Here is a 14422-nt window from a genome sequence, read left to right as displayed (position 1 = left end):
CCTATTGCTCAAGGAATTCGATCAGAAGTCTCACACCCACCCCAGTGCCGTTCAGCGGGTGGTAGGGCTTGTTGAGTTCAGAGAGGTAGGCAGTGCCAGCAATGTCTAAATGCGCCCAAGGAAGGTCGCCTTTAATGAACTCTTTAAGGAAGAGGGCAGCTGTGATCGAGCCTCCCTTGCGTCCTCCGGAGTTCTTCATATCGGCAATAGGAGACTTGAGAGCGTCTCTGTATTCTGGGTAGATCGGCATGCGCCAGAGTCTTTCAAAAGTCTTCTCACCTGCCTTCATGAGGCCTTCAGCTAAACGATCATTGTTACTGAAGAGACCCGTGAGCTCCTCACCCAGAGAAACAACGATCGCCCCTGTGAGAGTTGCAAGATCGATTAGACGGGTAACAGGGTATTTGCTCTGCACATAGGAGAATGCGTCTGCAAGAACGAGTCTTCCCTCTGCATCTGTGTTCGAGATCTCGACGCTCTTTCCGCTATGGCTATAATAGACATCTCCGGGTTTGAAGCTGTGAGGTCCCATCGCATTTTCAGCTGCTGCAATAACACCGATGATGTTGCGTTTTATCCCGAGCTCCGCGGCTGCGCGCAGCGTTCCAATCACGGCAGCGGCACCAGACATGTCGTCTTTCATGGTCTCGATGCTTCCTGTCGGTTTTAAATTGAGACCGCCCGTGTCAAAGCTAATCCCCTTTCCGACAATTGCAGTGAGATCTTTCGACTTGGGATCTCCGCGATATTCGATGAGAATGAGGGCTGGATCCTGGGCAGCTCCACGATTGACGGCCAACAGGAGGCCCATCTTCTCTTTCTCAAGCTCTTTCTTGCCTAGAACTGTAGTCTTTACGCTCTTGAAATCTTTGGCAATCTGCTTGGCTGTTTCAGCGAGCATCTGCGCATTGATCTGATCCGCATTTGCGTTCACGAGATCGCGCGTCAGCTGAACCGCAGAAGTGACCACCTCCACCTTCTCGATCTGCTTAGCTTGGCTCTTATCCGCTCCAATTAGGCAGCAGCTCTCAACAGGAGGATCTTTGGGATCGCTCTTTTCAGACTGCAGGTAGAGATCGAACTTGTAGTTTGCAAGAATAAGCCCTTCGCTCACCGCATGAACGAGAAGAGCTTCATCCATCTTCACTTCGGGAAGAACGATATTCAAGCTCTTATACTTTTTGCGTCTGCACGCCTTTATCACTGTGGCATAGGCGCGCCTTAACAACTCTTCTGTAAGCGCCTTCTCATTTCCAAGGCCGAGCAGCAGAACTCTCTTCTCTGTTCCACGTGCAGGATAGAGAAGAAGCGTCTCGCGCTCTTTCCCATGAAAATCCCCCGTTCCAATAGGAAGCGCTGCAAGATTTGCAAATTGACGATCTTTAAACGCTGGGATCGCTTTCTTTTTCACTTCCCAAAAGGGAAGAATTAGAATGTCCGCTTTCTTTCTCGCGCTAGCCGAAGCTGCCACAGTTAAACGCATGGTCTCTCCTTAAAAAGGGATTTCGTCTTCGATAAAGGAGCTATCCTCTTTGCCTTGGCCGTATGAGCCCTGCTCGCTACCGCCGCCGCTTCCGCTACCTGCATTTCCAGCATAAGCCATCTCATTGGAGGGTTCTCTAGAACCGGATGCATTTGCACTATCCGGCTTGCCGAATGGGCTAAACATCAAGTTTAATGCTGTAATATTCATGGAGACTTGAGGACGTCCGTCGCGATCTGTAAAGATCTCTGGCTTGTTGAGTTCTCCGAGTACGATGATAGGGCTTCCTTTTTTAAAATAGCCGATCATCTTGTCAAACTGCTCGCCCCACACTGTCACGCGCCACCAGATCGTCTCATCTTTAGAGCCTCTGCGAGCTCTTGCCGCCACGCGAATGGTGGTGACCTTTTGTCCTGAAGAGGTAAAACGCACTTCTGGATCTGCCCCTAAATGGCCTGCAATCGTAATCTGGTTCATCGCCTTTCTCCGTATTTGATGCTCAAAAAGATAATCATATGCGAAATCGGAATTGCCAGCCAGCCGCAAGATAACGCAAAGAATCTCTTTTTTGGAGTGCGGCGACTCGGCGCCGCTTTTCTTAAAATCGACTTGTCGATTTTTTTCTAGCAAGAACGCTTCTTGTCAGCTTTGCTTAAAATTAAGAGAGATCGCCAGGTCGCTCTCGAGAAAAGCGGCGCCGAGTCGCCGCACTCCAAAAAAGAACCTCTCTTCATTCGGTCAATAAGAGTTTGATTCTATTGTTCTTTATTTGATAGGTTTGTAGGCATGAAGAAAATTGAAGCTGAGAATGCTCCGAAAGCGATTGGCCCCTACTCACACGCAGTTCGAGCGGGAGACTTTCTCTTTATTTCTGGCCAGATTCCCCTCATTCCCGAAAGCGGCCAGCTCGCTGCACCGAACATTGAAGCACAGACTCGTCAGGTTCTCGACAATCTCGAAGCCATTTTAAAGGCTGCAGGTCTCGGCTGGAGACATGTGGTGAAGAGTGAGGTCTTTATGAAAGATCTTCAAGACTTTAAAGCGATGAATGCGATCTATGCTGAAAAATTCCCCCACGAGATCAAACCGGCAAGACAGGCCTTCCAAGTCGCAAGACTGCCGATGGATGCTCTCATCGAGATCTCCTGCATCGCCTACGCAGGAAATTAGTTAGTTTTTCTTCCTTTCACTCCCTTTTTCAGAGAGGGTGTGTAGCATACGGTCTCCCAATGTCATGAGCCTGCCATTATGCTCTTTTTCAGGCATACGCTCTATGGCTGCAAATGCAATTTTGAATGGGGGAATTAAGCAGGTCTCAAGAAAGATCTTATTCGCCATCTTAAAAAAATCTGAGTGATTATTCAAAATTGCTCTTAACGCATTTGGAAAATCTTTCAGATGAATGTAGTGGTCGTAAATTACCCCTGCCATCTTAAAAACTTCGCCGCAGCCCTCTTCATCTTTCTCTGGGTCGTAGATGCAGCAGCAGAGCGTCTGAAGTGCGTTTCCCCACTCCTTTTTGTGAATATATTTACCAATGATAAGACTCAAAAGTTCATTTCTGGATGTTAGATCAACTTCCGGATTACATAGTGCTTGTATAGCCTTTTCAAACTGATCACTTTCTATGTAATGGGAAGCAAGCAGGACAAAAATATTACCCCGAGTTTCGCCACTAACCATTAGGGCGATCTGTTCAGCTTCTGTAACCTTTGACCTTCCCGGTTTAATGTAGACTTGTGCCACATCCACAGCCCGACTAATAGGTGCGTGCTTACCGAGCGCCATGAAAGCTTTAAAGGGGTAGCTGTGTCCTTGCCGAATACATGCATCTATGAAATCCTTAACAAATCTATCGTCATTGGAAAATGTAGGCGAGGTGGCAATGAGTTTTAAGGCCTGGAAGTCGTCGTTTGTGAAGTGCTCTTTTTTCAGACCAGCGACTGCTATAGCACGCTCCACCTCAACTCTTTCTTCTGGCTTCATACAAGAGGTTGCTTTATGAGCTGCGAGGATCTCCCCTCGTTTAAGACACTCCTCCACCACCCTTGAAACGAGTTTTGGATTCTCTTGATCGGAACGATAGCTCGTCTTCGAGAGGTAGCGGGCAGCCCCTAAGACATCACCATTATCTAGCGCGATCACTGCAGCTATCATGAAAATCTGATTGAAGGAGTGAACTACACTCTCCACCTTCTCTTTCTCTGAACCAATTGGAGACGGATCCTTCCGCTCCGGCCCCTTCTTCTCCAAATGTTCTTGAGATGTGCTCTCTCTGCAGATTTGAAAAAAAGGATGGAGTTCTTCTGCAAGAGTGAGGCACCGCTGTACAGAAAGAGCATCTAGACTTCTCGGCTGAGAGGGATCTTGGGGATTGGAATAAGCAAAGGGAGGCTGGATCCCTTTTTGCTTGGTGAAACGATAGTCTGCAAGGATCTCGGGAATCTCTTTCAAAAAATCGATGATAGTCTTTAGTTGCGGGATAAAGAAGGCTGGCTGGTAGCCTCTTCCAACCGATGCAACTCTAATTTCTGTCGAAGTCTCTACGAGGAGATCGAGATCTGTTTGAAAACCTAAAATGCGTAGGAAGCACTCCCAGATCCGTTGAAGACACCCCCGCTTCGCCTCATATCCTGCAACCACAGCAGTGACGATCTCCTTCAGAGGCCTACCGTCTGCGGCGAGCACCACCTGCTTCGCATCAGACAAGTGAGACCTAACAGAGCTCAAAAAGTCTATTGCAGACTGCCGCTTCTCATCGGTAAGCTCTATCTTTAGAACCTGCCCCAATGGGTCGTGCGTCGCATAGAAGTATTTGCCTGCGGCAGAAGCCGCCCCTGTAGCCATAATGTTATTTCCCTATACGAAGAGGTAGGTGGACTTTTGGAAATTCGCATCATCCAGATTGTGTCCCATGTTTCTGACTTGCAAAGGAAGGTGCCAGTGAAGCCGTCCCAAAAAGCATTCGCGACCAAGACGCACATAGCTATCGGCTGCAGCGATGTGAGCATATCCAACAAACTTTCCTTCTTGCCCTGTATGAAATGCCCATTCCAGTTTAAGAGCCTGATCCGGAGGTATCGCACTCGGCACGACATAACATCTATACTCACCCGCCTCTCCTTTATCAACAACAGCATACGAAGGGCGGAGCAGATTTAAAAGAAGAGCAACAAAGGGTATGGACTGTAGCGCACCGCAGATGATGTTTCCTGCTCCATGGACAATGTGCGAAATGGAGCGCAGGAAGAGGGCTCTTGCGTCTTCACTTATGCATGAAGGCAACACTAGCAGAATCGCAAGAGCGACAGCTGCAACAAGCTGAACGGCCCCCATAACTGCTTGAAGAGCTCCAGCTGGAGTTCCAATTACAGGATATTGGGCCCAGTCGGTTAGATAGTATTCAGCATCGCTAATCCATTGTTCTAAACTGGGTGTAGGCAGCGGCAGTTGTAGTGAAGCAGTATATGTACTCATTCTTGTCTCCTGAAGTTAGAAAAACGGAACTTTATAGACTGAAAGAGAGAAAACAGGAAAGAAATTTTTACTTGTCTTGTCTCAAAAGAAAGTAGGTGCCCAATAAGATGAAGGGAAGGCTCAGCAGCTGTCCCATCTGAAGCGGGGCGCTGGCAGAGAGGAGTAGGCTCTGCTCCTCCTTGAGAAATTCAACGAAAAAACGAAAGCTGAAGACGAGAAGCAGGAAGAGGCCGCACATCTTTCCTGTTCTTCTCCAGGCGGGATAGCCCCTCCAGAGAGTGATTAACACTACAAAAATGAGAAGGTAGGCTAGCGACTCGTAGAGCTGTACGGGATGCCTCGGAGCGGGATAACTCCCATCCGCTGGATGTCCAAAGATTACAGCCCATGGAAGCGTTGTGACGCGGCCCAGAATCTCCTGGTTAAAGAAGTTGCCTATGCGGATGAAACTAGCTACGAAAGCTGTGGGAATCACAACAATGTCGAGAAGAGAAAGCCAGGAGAATTTCGGTAGACCTTTTTTGGCGCGTCTAGAAAGGAGGTAGAGCGCGATCATGATGCCGATCGCACCTCCATGGCTGGCGAGGCCCCCCTCCCAAACTCTTAGCGCGCCCAAAGGGTCGTGCGCATATTGAGAGAGGTCTTGGTAAAAGAGAAGGTCTCCGAGTCTTGCCCCAACAACCGTTCCTACAACGACGTATATCGTAATCCGGTCGGCAACCATTTTGATCTTTAAGGGATCTGAAAGAATCCGCTTGAGGACGTAGAGCAGGATCCAATAGCCGAGAAAAAAACCTAATGCAAAAAAGAATCCATACCAGAGAATAGGCCTTCCTATCAGAGGAAGGGGAAAGTCAAAGATCGCCCTAGAAGGATCCCAGAAGATATAACTCATAGGTTCCTAGACTAATGTATCGCATCAAAATTTTCACTATCGGAAAAAACAAAGAGAGCTGGCTTGAGGAGGCGCTCCAAGAGTACACCCATCGCCTGAAGTCCACCTGCTCCATCGAGTGGCTCCTTGCAAAAGATGATGAGGGGCTCATCCGTCTTATTGAAAAAGAGAGCGGCTTTATCTGCCTCGACCCAAAAGGCAAACTCATGACCAGCGAAGTTTTTTCAAAGTGGCTGATCCAGAGCCTAACAGACGGCGGAAGCCGCCTCTCTCTTGTTATCGGCGGTGCAGAAGGTCTTCCCCCTCAAATCAAAAGACAAGCCAAGTCGCTCATCAGCTTCTCTCCCCTCACCTTCACCCACCAGCTTACTCGCATCATTCTCCTCGAACAGGTCTACCGCGCCTTCGAAATCAACCGCGGCTCCCCCTACCACAAGTAAGAAAAAGAAGAGCGCGCATAGAAGAAAAAATGGACAAGGAATGGACAGGAAACGGACGAGAATGGACAAAGAAAGGACGCGCGCTGAAGAAAGAAATTCTCTATTTCCTCTTTCTTGCCCGCCTGTCCATTTTCGTCCGTTTCCTGTCCATTTCTAGTCCATTGCTGTCCACTTTCCCTGGCGGGCCTACACTCTTTCGCAGACGCGAAAGAGTGTAGTGTTAGAGTTTGGGTTGGCTCTCTTTGGAGAAGACGGCGAGTCTGAAGTAGATCATCGAGCCGTTCACAAGAGATGAACCGATTGCGACGTCGATTAGGCCGTGCAGATCAACTGGTAGCTGCATCCAGCGAATGGCAACGCCAAGGCCTACCATTGAACCGATGAGCGCGACATACTTCCAAGAGTAGATCTGCTGGATTTTGATCGGCAGTGGGAGCGACAGAATACGCGCAACCACTCTCTTTACAGACTTAGCGAGCACAACACGTCCTTTAAAAAGCCCAATCAGAAGCCCAAATGTGATCACGAGAAGAGCTGCCTGCTCTTTTCCTCCCACAAGAGTCGAGAGATAGGGAACCAGCGCAGCGTGCGCTCCGAAATACTCTGGGTTTACGGCGAGGACGACGAGATTAAGGCCTTTGATTAGAAGGAACAATCCGCCTACAAGCCAGAGAATTCCAGATGCTACGATCGCAATTACAGGTGTAAAATTCATTTGATTCTTCCTTAGACAAAAAATATTTGACTCACTAGACTCAGTCTAGATCATTATATAATAATTTTGGAGTAAAAGATGAACATCTCTCTCGCATTCTTAAGAATTCTCTTCATGATCCTCAGCGTCTTCTTCATGACCACATTTATGCTCTCCTCTCCAGCTGGAAAGACGGGCATGAACGCTACCATTGGAGTAGTCATCGGACTGCTCTTTGGCTTTCTGCTGGTGGGTTTCGATAATCTTTTCAGGCGCTTTAATCTGCGCGCTTTCAACGTGGCGATCATCGGTATCTTTATCGGTTACCTGATGGGGCAAGCGCTAGTGCTAACGTTCGATGCGGTTCTAGATATTAGCTCTATTTCCGTCACTCTCCAGCCTCAAACTCTAGAGATCATCAAGATCGCTCTCTTTCTTTTTGGCACCTACCTTGGTGCGATCATGACGCTTCGCGCCTCTGATGAGCTCTATGTCAGCATCCCATTTGTGAAATTTGCTCCTTCGATTCAGAAGAAGAAGGATCTACTGGTCGACCAGTCGATCTTAGCTGATGCACGCGTCATAGACCTCTGCGCAAGCGGCATCTTTGATCATCAGCTGGTCTTTCCTCGCTTCGTTGTTAAAGAGCTATATGCGCAGTCGGAAACCGGAGATGAGATTACAAAGCTAAAGGCGAGACGCTCTCTCGATGTCCTAAAAAAACTTGAAGCGATCCCTACTTTAGAGATGCGCTACAATGATACCGACTTTCCAGAAGTAAAAGAGATCTCGTCAAAACTTGTGCGCTTAGCTCGACTTTTAGATTCTAACATTCTCTCTGCTGATGTGAGTCGGATGCAAATCGCATCTTTGGATGGAGTGAGAGTGGTCAACCTGCATGTTCTATCCAATGCGCTTAAACCGCTGATGCAAGCTGGCGAGTTCATCAAGATCAAGATTCAGCGCTATGGAAAAGAGCCTCAACAGGGTGTTGGATATCTCGAAGACGGCACGATGGTCGTGGTTAATGGCGGCGGAAAATACTTGGGCGAGTTGATTGAAGCGCGCGTGTTATCTGTTAAGCACACGAGTGCAGGCAGAATGATCTTCTGCAACGCAATGGATCTTGAGACATCTGAAGGCATGGAAGGCGAGGGCGAAGATGAGTGAAAAACACTCTTCGATATTGGGCATTGGAAACGACATCGTCGAGATCGAGCGGATCAGCGAAAGCATCAGCGAGCATGGAAGTCGCTTCCTGGAGCGCGTTTTTACAGAAAAGGAGCGGGCCTACTGTTTAAAGCACCAAGCCCCTGCACCCAATTTCGCTGCTAGATTCTCCGCAAAGGAGGCGATCTCTAAAGCTCTTGGAGTGGGTATCGGCGAGCACCTCTCTTGGCAGGACATCGAGATCATCAACAACGAAAAGGGAAGGCCGCAGGTCTTCTTTTCTGCGCGGGCAAAAAAAACATTTAACGATCCACAAATTCACCTCTCTATCAGCCACTGCAAACTCTACGTCACCGCAGTCGCCATCTGGACCCACTAGAGAATCCTCTTTTTTGGAGTGCGGCGACTCGGCGCCGCTTTTCTTGAGATCGACTTGGCGATCTCTCCCTTCAAAGAAAAATCGACAAGTCGATTTTAAGAAAAGCGGCGCCGAGTCGCCGCACTCCAAAAAAGAGACTCTTAGAAGAGGGAGAAGGGAAGGTGGTACCAGAGAGTGAAGAAGTTAGTGCCTTGTGGATAGGCGTGGGCATAGACGCGGTGCGCGTATTCGAAGGTTAGAGAACCCCAGAGATCAAACATCCGTCGGTATCCAGCGCCGATATCTACAGACTGGTGGTGGATCGAACCATATCCCAAAAAGTGGTTCACATTGACGAAGTTCTTATTCCCAAAACCAAAATCCCCTCGAGCAAACAGATTAAAGCGGTACTTGTCTAGGTGGTTGGTCTCGAGTACAGCCAGAAACTGCGTCCATGGAGATCCTCGGTTGGCGATGCCAACAGCTCCATATCCAAAAGTGCGAAGATTCCAGAAGGGGCCACGGCTCCACTCTTTTCCGAGGCTCATGTTAAGCTCAAAGTTGGCTTCGCCCGAATAGGGACAGCTAATGTCTTTCAAACTGCTATGGTGAACTCCCCGAATCGAGACGCCTGTTGTAAGACTTAAGGGGTCTCCGAGGATATCATCTAACCAGAGATACCGGCCTTGGATAGCTGCGCTGCGCACATTCCAGGACTGTCTAGTAGTGTCGGAGACTTCAGCCTCTACTGCTAGGTCGTAATACTCAGATGGAGTAAAGCCTAATCCTACAAAAAACTGGTTGTCATTCGAAGAGTGGTGAGTCCCAGGCTCACCATTTGCTACTCTTCTATAGAAGCTGAAGGTGTAGCTAGTATCTAGAAAAAATTCATACACATTCCCAAGCCAAGGCTTTTTGGGCAGCGCTGTGAGCGCTTGGGGAAGCAGAATTGAGAGAAGAAGAAGGCTCTTTCGCATCAGTCGATGAGACCCTTAGCTGAGAGCCAGCGCTCTGCATCAAGTGCAGCCATGCAGCCAGAGCCGGCAGCGGATACCGCCTGCCTGTAAGTGGGATCCTGAACATCTCCTGCAGCAAATACTCCTTCGACACTTGTACGCGTTGTGCCAGCTGTTACTTTTATGTAGCCCTTCTCTGCTAGTTCAACTTGGCCATTTAAAAATTTTGTATTAGGTTCATGACCAATAGCGAAAAAGACGCCGCCAGCGTCCCGCTTCTTCTCTTCATTAGTCTTAACGTCTTGAAGGGTGACGCTTTTAACAACATCATCGCCTTCAACGCGCAGTAGAACATGGTTCCAGAGGATCTCGACTTTGGGATGGCGGAGGGCGCGCTCTGCCATGATCTTAGAAGCTCTTAAGTGGTCTCTTCGGTGGACGAGATAAACTTTACTTCCAAATTTAGTGAGAAAAACAGCCTCTTCTACGGCGCTATCCCCTCCCCCGATCACATAGAGCTCTCGATTGCGAAAGATTGGCATGGCACCATCGCAGACAGCACAGGCGGTGACACCCTTCTGCCAGAACTCGCCATCTTTAGTGCCAGGAACATCGAGGCGGCAGGCCATCGCACCAGTTGCGATGATGATCGCGTCTGCTTGAACAGTTGTAGGACTTCCCTTCACAATAAAGGGACGGCTCTTCATATCGACGCTCACCACATCTTCTGTGATGATCGCGGTTCCAAAGCGCTCCGCCTGGCGGCGAAACTTATCCATGAGCTCAGGCCCAGTAATTCCTTCAGGGAATCCTGGATAGTTTTCTACTTCTGTGGTTGTCATGAGCTGGCCACCAGCTGGGCCCGCATAAAAGCCCTCATAAACCAGCGGTGCGAGGTTTGCTCGAGCTGCATAAATGGCAGCGGTATACGCCGCCGGGCCCGAGCCGATGATGACTACTTTTCTCTTCTCCATCCTAATCTCCAGTAAATGTGATTTTTTTACACGGATTTGCATATTTCGACTAGCGAAATCAAATCGCGGGAAGTAAAATGGAGAATCGATTATGTAAAAAATGTGTAACACGCTCGGCAAAGAAGTTCATGAGAAGTATTAGACTTGAAAAACTGAAGAAGACGATCAACGGCGGCCTCATCATCGATGGGGTAAACCTCTCTATACCTGCAGGAAAGTTTTTTGCTCTTTTAGGGCCGAGCGGGTGCGGCAAGACAACTCTTCTTCGCCTAATCGCGGGTCTCGAAACTGCAGACTCCGGCGCGATCTACCTTGGAAACGAGGAGATCACCCACCTGCCTATCCACGAACGTCCAGTCAATATCGTATTCCAGAACTACGCCCTCTTCCCGCATCTCGACGTCTTCGACAATGTCGCATATAGCCTGAAGCTAAAAAAACTTCCGAAGGAAGAGATCGAGCAGAAGGTGCTGAAGATTCTCGAAGCCTTCCACCTTCAGAAGCACATCTATAAGCTCACAAGCCAGCTATCTGGGGGCCAGCAGCAGCGCGTGGCTCTTGCAAGAGCAATTGTGAACGAGCCCGCTGTGCTTCTTCTGGATGAGCCTCTAGCTGCTCTCGACTTTAAATTACGCGAGCGCATGCTGATTGAACTCATCGAGCTTCAAGACAAGCTTAAAACAACCTTCGTCTACGTCACACACGATCAGTTTGAAGCGCTCACTGTGGCCGATCAGATGGCGATCATGAACTACGATGGCGAGATTGAGCAGATCGGAACGCCGAAAGAGATCTACGAATTTCCTATCAGCTCTTTTGTGGCTAAGTTTGTAGGAACTACAAATATCGTCGGCGGAAAACTCAGAAACTTAGAGGGCGAACCCGAAATCGAGGTAGAAGATCTTGGCAAGTTCAAGATCGCCCTTCCACAAAAACGCGACTGGATGAGAGAGGGGCAGGATGTCCTGCTTAGCTTGCGTCCCGAGAAGATCTTCATCTCAAAAAAAGAGGTAAAGAACTTTTCTAACTGTGTGAAAGGAGTCGTACAATCGATCGTCTACCATGGGCGCTCAACGCAGTATAACGTGCGTCTAAAAAACCAGCTTCGCGTGCAAGTCTTCGAACAGAATGAGGAGCACTTCCCACAAGAGGTGATCGACTACGACAACGAGGTTAATCTCTACTGGCAAAAAGAGAACGTGGTGATCCTAGAAAGATGAAAATCCGCTTTTTACCAAGACCGCCCACCTCTGAAGTTCCTTTTGCAATCGGCGTTCCTGCGCTGATCTGGCAGTTTCTCTTTTTCTACATTCCTCTACTCTTAATTGTCGTCTCAAGTTTCTTGAAGTTCTCTCTAAGCGGAGAGATCGAAGGGCTCACTCTAGAGAAGATCCTCCCCTTCTTCTCCCCTCTCTATCTGCGTGTGATCGGAAACTCGCTCTTGCTTGCGCTTGGAAATGCGATCCTCTGCCTTCTTATCGGCTACCCTTTCGCCTACTTTCTTGCCTTCCGCGGAAAGCGGTTCAAAAGCCTCTTTCTCTTCCTTCTTATCGTCCCCTTCTGGACCAACTTCCTGCTTCACGTCTATGCCTGGTTCTTCGTGCTTGAAAAGCAGGGCTTCTTAAATATTCTTCTCACCAACTTAGGGATCATCGACGAGCCTCTGCACATGCTCAACTCCCTCTTTGCAATCATGGTGATGATGGTCTACTACTACCTCCCCTTCATGATTCTTCCTCTCTATTCAACGCTCGAGCGCTTTAACTACAAGTTAATCGAGGCCTCCTACGATCTTGGAGGAAGCTGGCTGCAGACCTTTAGACACATCATTCTTCCTCTTAGCCTTCGAGGGATGCGCGCGGGCTTCTTTCTAGTCTTCATCCCCTCTTTTGGAGAGTTCGCCATTCCTGAACTGATGGGCGGAGATAAGCTCATGTTTGTGGGGAGCGTCGTCTCTCACTACATTTTAGGAGAGGATACAGGAGAGCTGGGAGCCGCCTTCACCGTCGTTGCAAGCCTCTTTCTGATTATTAGCGCAGCACTGCTCTATTTCTTGATCAATCGGCTGTTCGGAAGCAGGAGAGCTCATGCTTAAAACACCGGCATTAGGAAGAGTCTCCTCTCTGATTGGCATTGCAGCCACCTACCTCTTTCTCTACGTGCCTATCTTCGTGCTGGTCATCTTCTCATTTAACATTGAAGGCTTCCCCTCTCCTTGGAAAGAGTTCACTCTCAAGTGGTACACCGAACTCTTCCGCTCGGTCTACCTCTGGAAGGCCTTCGGCAACTCACTAATCGTCGCCTGCTTCTCTACGCTCATCAGCTTAATTATTGGCGTTCTTCTCATCTTCTACGCCGCCCAAGGCGGACGCGTGGGCAAGTTTCTCGCCCTCTTCTACGGAAATCTGATCATCCCAGAGACAGTTTTAGCAGTCAGCCTCTTAAGCTTCTTCACTCTGCTCTCGGTGCCGCTGGGGCTAACAACACTTATCGTTGCCCATACTGTTCTCGGGCTCGGTTTTGTTGTCCCCATGGTCTATGCGCGCTTTTTGGAGCTCGACTACAACTTAACAGAGGCCTCTCTGGTGCTAGGAGCCACACCTAGACAGACCTTTTTTAAGGTGACGCTCCCTCTGCTTGCTCCCTCTCTTCTTGCCACGTCGCTCCTCGTTTTCATCCTATCTTTTGACGACTTTATCCTCTCCTATTTCACAGCGGGCAGCTCCTCTCAGACTCTGTCGCTCTACATTCTCTCGATGCTTAGATCTGGCGTCTCTCCTGTTGTAAACGCCCTATCGACTCTTCTGCTTCTACTCAGCAGTCTACTAGTGCTCTTCTTCTTCTCACTAAAAACACGGGTACGGTTCTTCTAAGATGAGTAAAATGAGCAAATGGATCACTCGTAGCGGCGTAATCGCCTTCTGGCTGCTTCTTATTGGGATCGCTCTCTACTCCCCCAAATGGGAGGTCGTGCAGTTTGAGCCTCGAAGCATCAACGTGTTTGTCTGGGGAGACATTCTGAACCCCTCAGTCGTTGCAGATTTTGAGAAAGAGACGGGAATTAAGGTCTATCTCAACTACTACTCGTCGAACGAAGAGCTTCTAGTGAAGATGAAGGCGACGCGCGGAGAGGGCTACGACCTGGTAATCCCTTCAGACTATGTCGTCCCGCTTCTAGTCAAAGATAACCTACTGAAAGAGATCGCCAAAGAGAAGGTCTTCTTTTACGGAGATATCAACCCCCTTCTTCTTAACCATCGTTACGATCCCGAAAATCGCCACAGCCTCCCCTTTGAGTGGGAGATCTTCGGACTTGGAATTAACAAGAACTACTTTAAAGATAAGCCTTTCGACCCAAGCTGGAAGGCGATCTTCGACCGCGAGCAGATCGATTATAAGATCACGATGATCAACGACCCTATCGAGTCGATTCTTCTCGCTGCCTTCTACCTCTATGGCCCCGTTCAAACGCTAGATCCGGAGCAGGCTTTAAACGTGAAAAACCTCCTCTTTCAGCAGAAGAGCTGGGTTGAAGCCTACGCCGACTTCCGCGGCGACTACTTCCTCGTAACGGGCAACTGCCCTATCGTTGTCGCTTCGAGCTCCTACATCTGGCGCGCTAAACGCAAGTTTAACTACATCGACTTCGCCGTGCCAAAAGAGGGAAGCTTCCTCTCGATTGAGAATATCGCCATTCCCGCTGCCAGCCAGAAAGAGCCCCTCGTCTATGAGTTCATCAACTACCTCTTCCGCATGCAGTCGATTAAGCGCCACTACGACACCTATGGCTTCTTCCCAGCCATCCTCCATCCCAGCTTTCTTCAGTCTCTGGATCCCGACGAGCGCGAGATCATCCAATCCTCTCTAAGTAAATTCAAGAAGTACCACTTCACAGAGGTCCTTCTCCCCTACCAGGAGATCCAGCACCTCTGGGTCGAACTCAAAGCCGAATAACCAAGCTCTCTCTCTTTGATG

Annotated in this window: 16 protein-coding genes; 8 read left to right on the top strand and 8 right to left on the bottom strand. The window is 48.9% G+C overall.

The window, feature by feature from the left end; translation table 11 throughout:
- Position 1: 1 nt before the first annotated feature.
- On the bottom strand, positions 2-1483 hold the full coding sequence (locus tag HYX48_04305; GenBank protein ID MBI2743120.1) for a leucyl aminopeptidase: 1482 nt from the start codon (positions 1481-1483) through the stop codon (positions 2-4).
- Positions 1484-1492: 9 nt separating this feature from the next.
- Positions 1493-1960 (bottom strand): single-stranded DNA-binding protein, encoded by a 468-nt coding sequence (gene ssb, locus HYX48_04300; protein ID MBI2743119.1) that lies wholly within the window; start codon positions 1958-1960, stop codon positions 1493-1495.
- Between the two features lie 309 nt (positions 1961-2269).
- Between ssb and HYX48_04295 the strand changes: the two genes are divergently transcribed.
- Positions 2270-2653, top strand: a complete 384-nt coding sequence (locus tag HYX48_04295; GenBank protein ID MBI2743118.1) for a hypothetical protein — start codon at positions 2270-2272, stop codon at positions 2651-2653.
- Here HYX48_04295 and HYX48_04290 read toward each other — a convergent pair whose 3' ends face one another.
- The 3 genes from HYX48_04290 to lgt all read right to left on the bottom strand — a co-directional run bounded on the left by HYX48_04290 (position 2654) and on the right by lgt (position 5855).
- Positions 2654-4330, bottom strand: a complete 1677-nt coding sequence (locus tag HYX48_04290) for a hypothetical protein (protein ID MBI2743117.1) — start codon at positions 4328-4330, stop codon at positions 2654-2656.
- A gap of 12 nt (positions 4331-4342) precedes the next feature.
- Positions 4343-4960, bottom strand: coding sequence for a hypothetical protein (locus HYX48_04285; GenBank protein MBI2743116.1), 618 nt, complete (start codon positions 4958-4960; stop codon positions 4343-4345).
- Between the two features lie 67 nt (positions 4961-5027).
- Complete coding sequence (gene lgt, locus HYX48_04280; GenBank protein ID MBI2743115.1) at positions 5028-5855, bottom strand: prolipoprotein diacylglyceryl transferase; 828 nt, start codon at positions 5853-5855, stop codon at positions 5028-5030.
- A 14-nt stretch (positions 5856-5869) separates the two neighbouring features.
- Between lgt and HYX48_04275 the strand changes: the two genes are divergently transcribed.
- On the top strand, positions 5870-6295 hold the full coding sequence (locus HYX48_04275; protein ID MBI2743114.1) for a 23S rRNA (pseudouridine(1915)-N(3))-methyltransferase RlmH: 426 nt from the start codon (positions 5870-5872) through the stop codon (positions 6293-6295).
- A 220-nt stretch (positions 6296-6515) separates the two neighbouring features.
- Here the strand turns inward: HYX48_04275 and HYX48_04270 are convergent, their stop codons facing one another.
- Positions 6516-7010: a hypothetical protein gene (locus HYX48_04270; protein ID MBI2743113.1), complete on the bottom strand. Its 495-nt coding sequence runs from the start codon at positions 7008-7010 to the stop codon at positions 6516-6518.
- Between the two features lie 78 nt (positions 7011-7088).
- Here HYX48_04270 and HYX48_04265 point away from each other — a divergent pair, with 78 nt between their 5' ends.
- Together HYX48_04265 and HYX48_04260 are read left to right on the top strand one after the other, a co-directional pair.
- Positions 7089-8159, top strand: coding sequence for a hypothetical protein (locus tag HYX48_04265; protein MBI2743112.1), 1071 nt, complete (start codon positions 7089-7091; stop codon positions 8157-8159).
- Positions 8152-8538, top strand: coding sequence for a holo-ACP synthase (locus tag HYX48_04260; protein ID MBI2743111.1), 387 nt, complete (start codon positions 8152-8154; stop codon positions 8536-8538). Before HYX48_04265 ends, HYX48_04260 begins: the two co-directional genes overlap by 8 nt.
- Positions 8539-8678: 140 nt before the next feature.
- Here the strand turns inward: HYX48_04260 and HYX48_04255 are convergent, their stop codons facing one another.
- Positions 8679-9494 carry a hypothetical protein gene (locus HYX48_04255; GenBank protein MBI2743110.1) on the bottom strand — a complete coding sequence of 272 codons (816 nt, stop codon included), beginning with the start codon at positions 9492-9494 and terminating at the stop codon, positions 8679-8681.
- Entirely contained in the window at positions 9494-10447 is a 954-nt protein-coding gene (trxB, locus tag HYX48_04250) for a thioredoxin-disulfide reductase (protein MBI2743109.1), read from the bottom strand. Before trxB ends, HYX48_04255 begins: the two co-directional genes overlap by 1 nt.
- Positions 10448-10575: 128 nt before the next feature.
- Between trxB and HYX48_04245 the strand changes: the two genes are divergently transcribed.
- From HYX48_04245 to HYX48_04230, 4 genes are read left to right on the top strand one after another with little or no spacing between them, the layout of a single operon-like run.
- Complete coding sequence (locus tag HYX48_04245; protein MBI2743108.1) at positions 10576-11667, top strand: ABC transporter ATP-binding protein; 1092 nt, start codon at positions 10576-10578, stop codon at positions 11665-11667.
- Entirely contained in the window at positions 11664-12542 is an 879-nt protein-coding gene (locus HYX48_04240; GenBank protein MBI2743107.1) for an ABC transporter permease, read from the top strand. Before HYX48_04245 ends, HYX48_04240 begins: the two co-directional genes overlap by 4 nt.
- Positions 12535-13320 (top strand): ABC transporter permease, encoded by a 786-nt coding sequence (locus tag HYX48_04235; GenBank protein MBI2743106.1) that lies wholly within the window; start codon positions 12535-12537, stop codon positions 13318-13320. Before HYX48_04240 ends, HYX48_04235 begins: the two co-directional genes overlap by 8 nt.
- Before the next feature lie 10 nt (positions 13321-13330).
- Positions 13331-14401, top strand: a complete 1071-nt coding sequence (locus HYX48_04230; GenBank protein MBI2743105.1) for an extracellular solute-binding protein — start codon at positions 13331-13333, stop codon at positions 14399-14401.
- The last annotated feature ends 21 nt before the right edge of the window (positions 14402-14422 follow it).

Source organism: Chlamydiales bacterium, from assembly GCA_016185065.1.
GTDB lineage: Bacteria > Chlamydiota > Chlamydiia > Chlamydiales > Rhabdochlamydiaceae.
The sequence above is the reverse complement of the archived record's forward strand: the minus strand, read 5'-3'. Positions and strand labels throughout refer to the sequence as shown.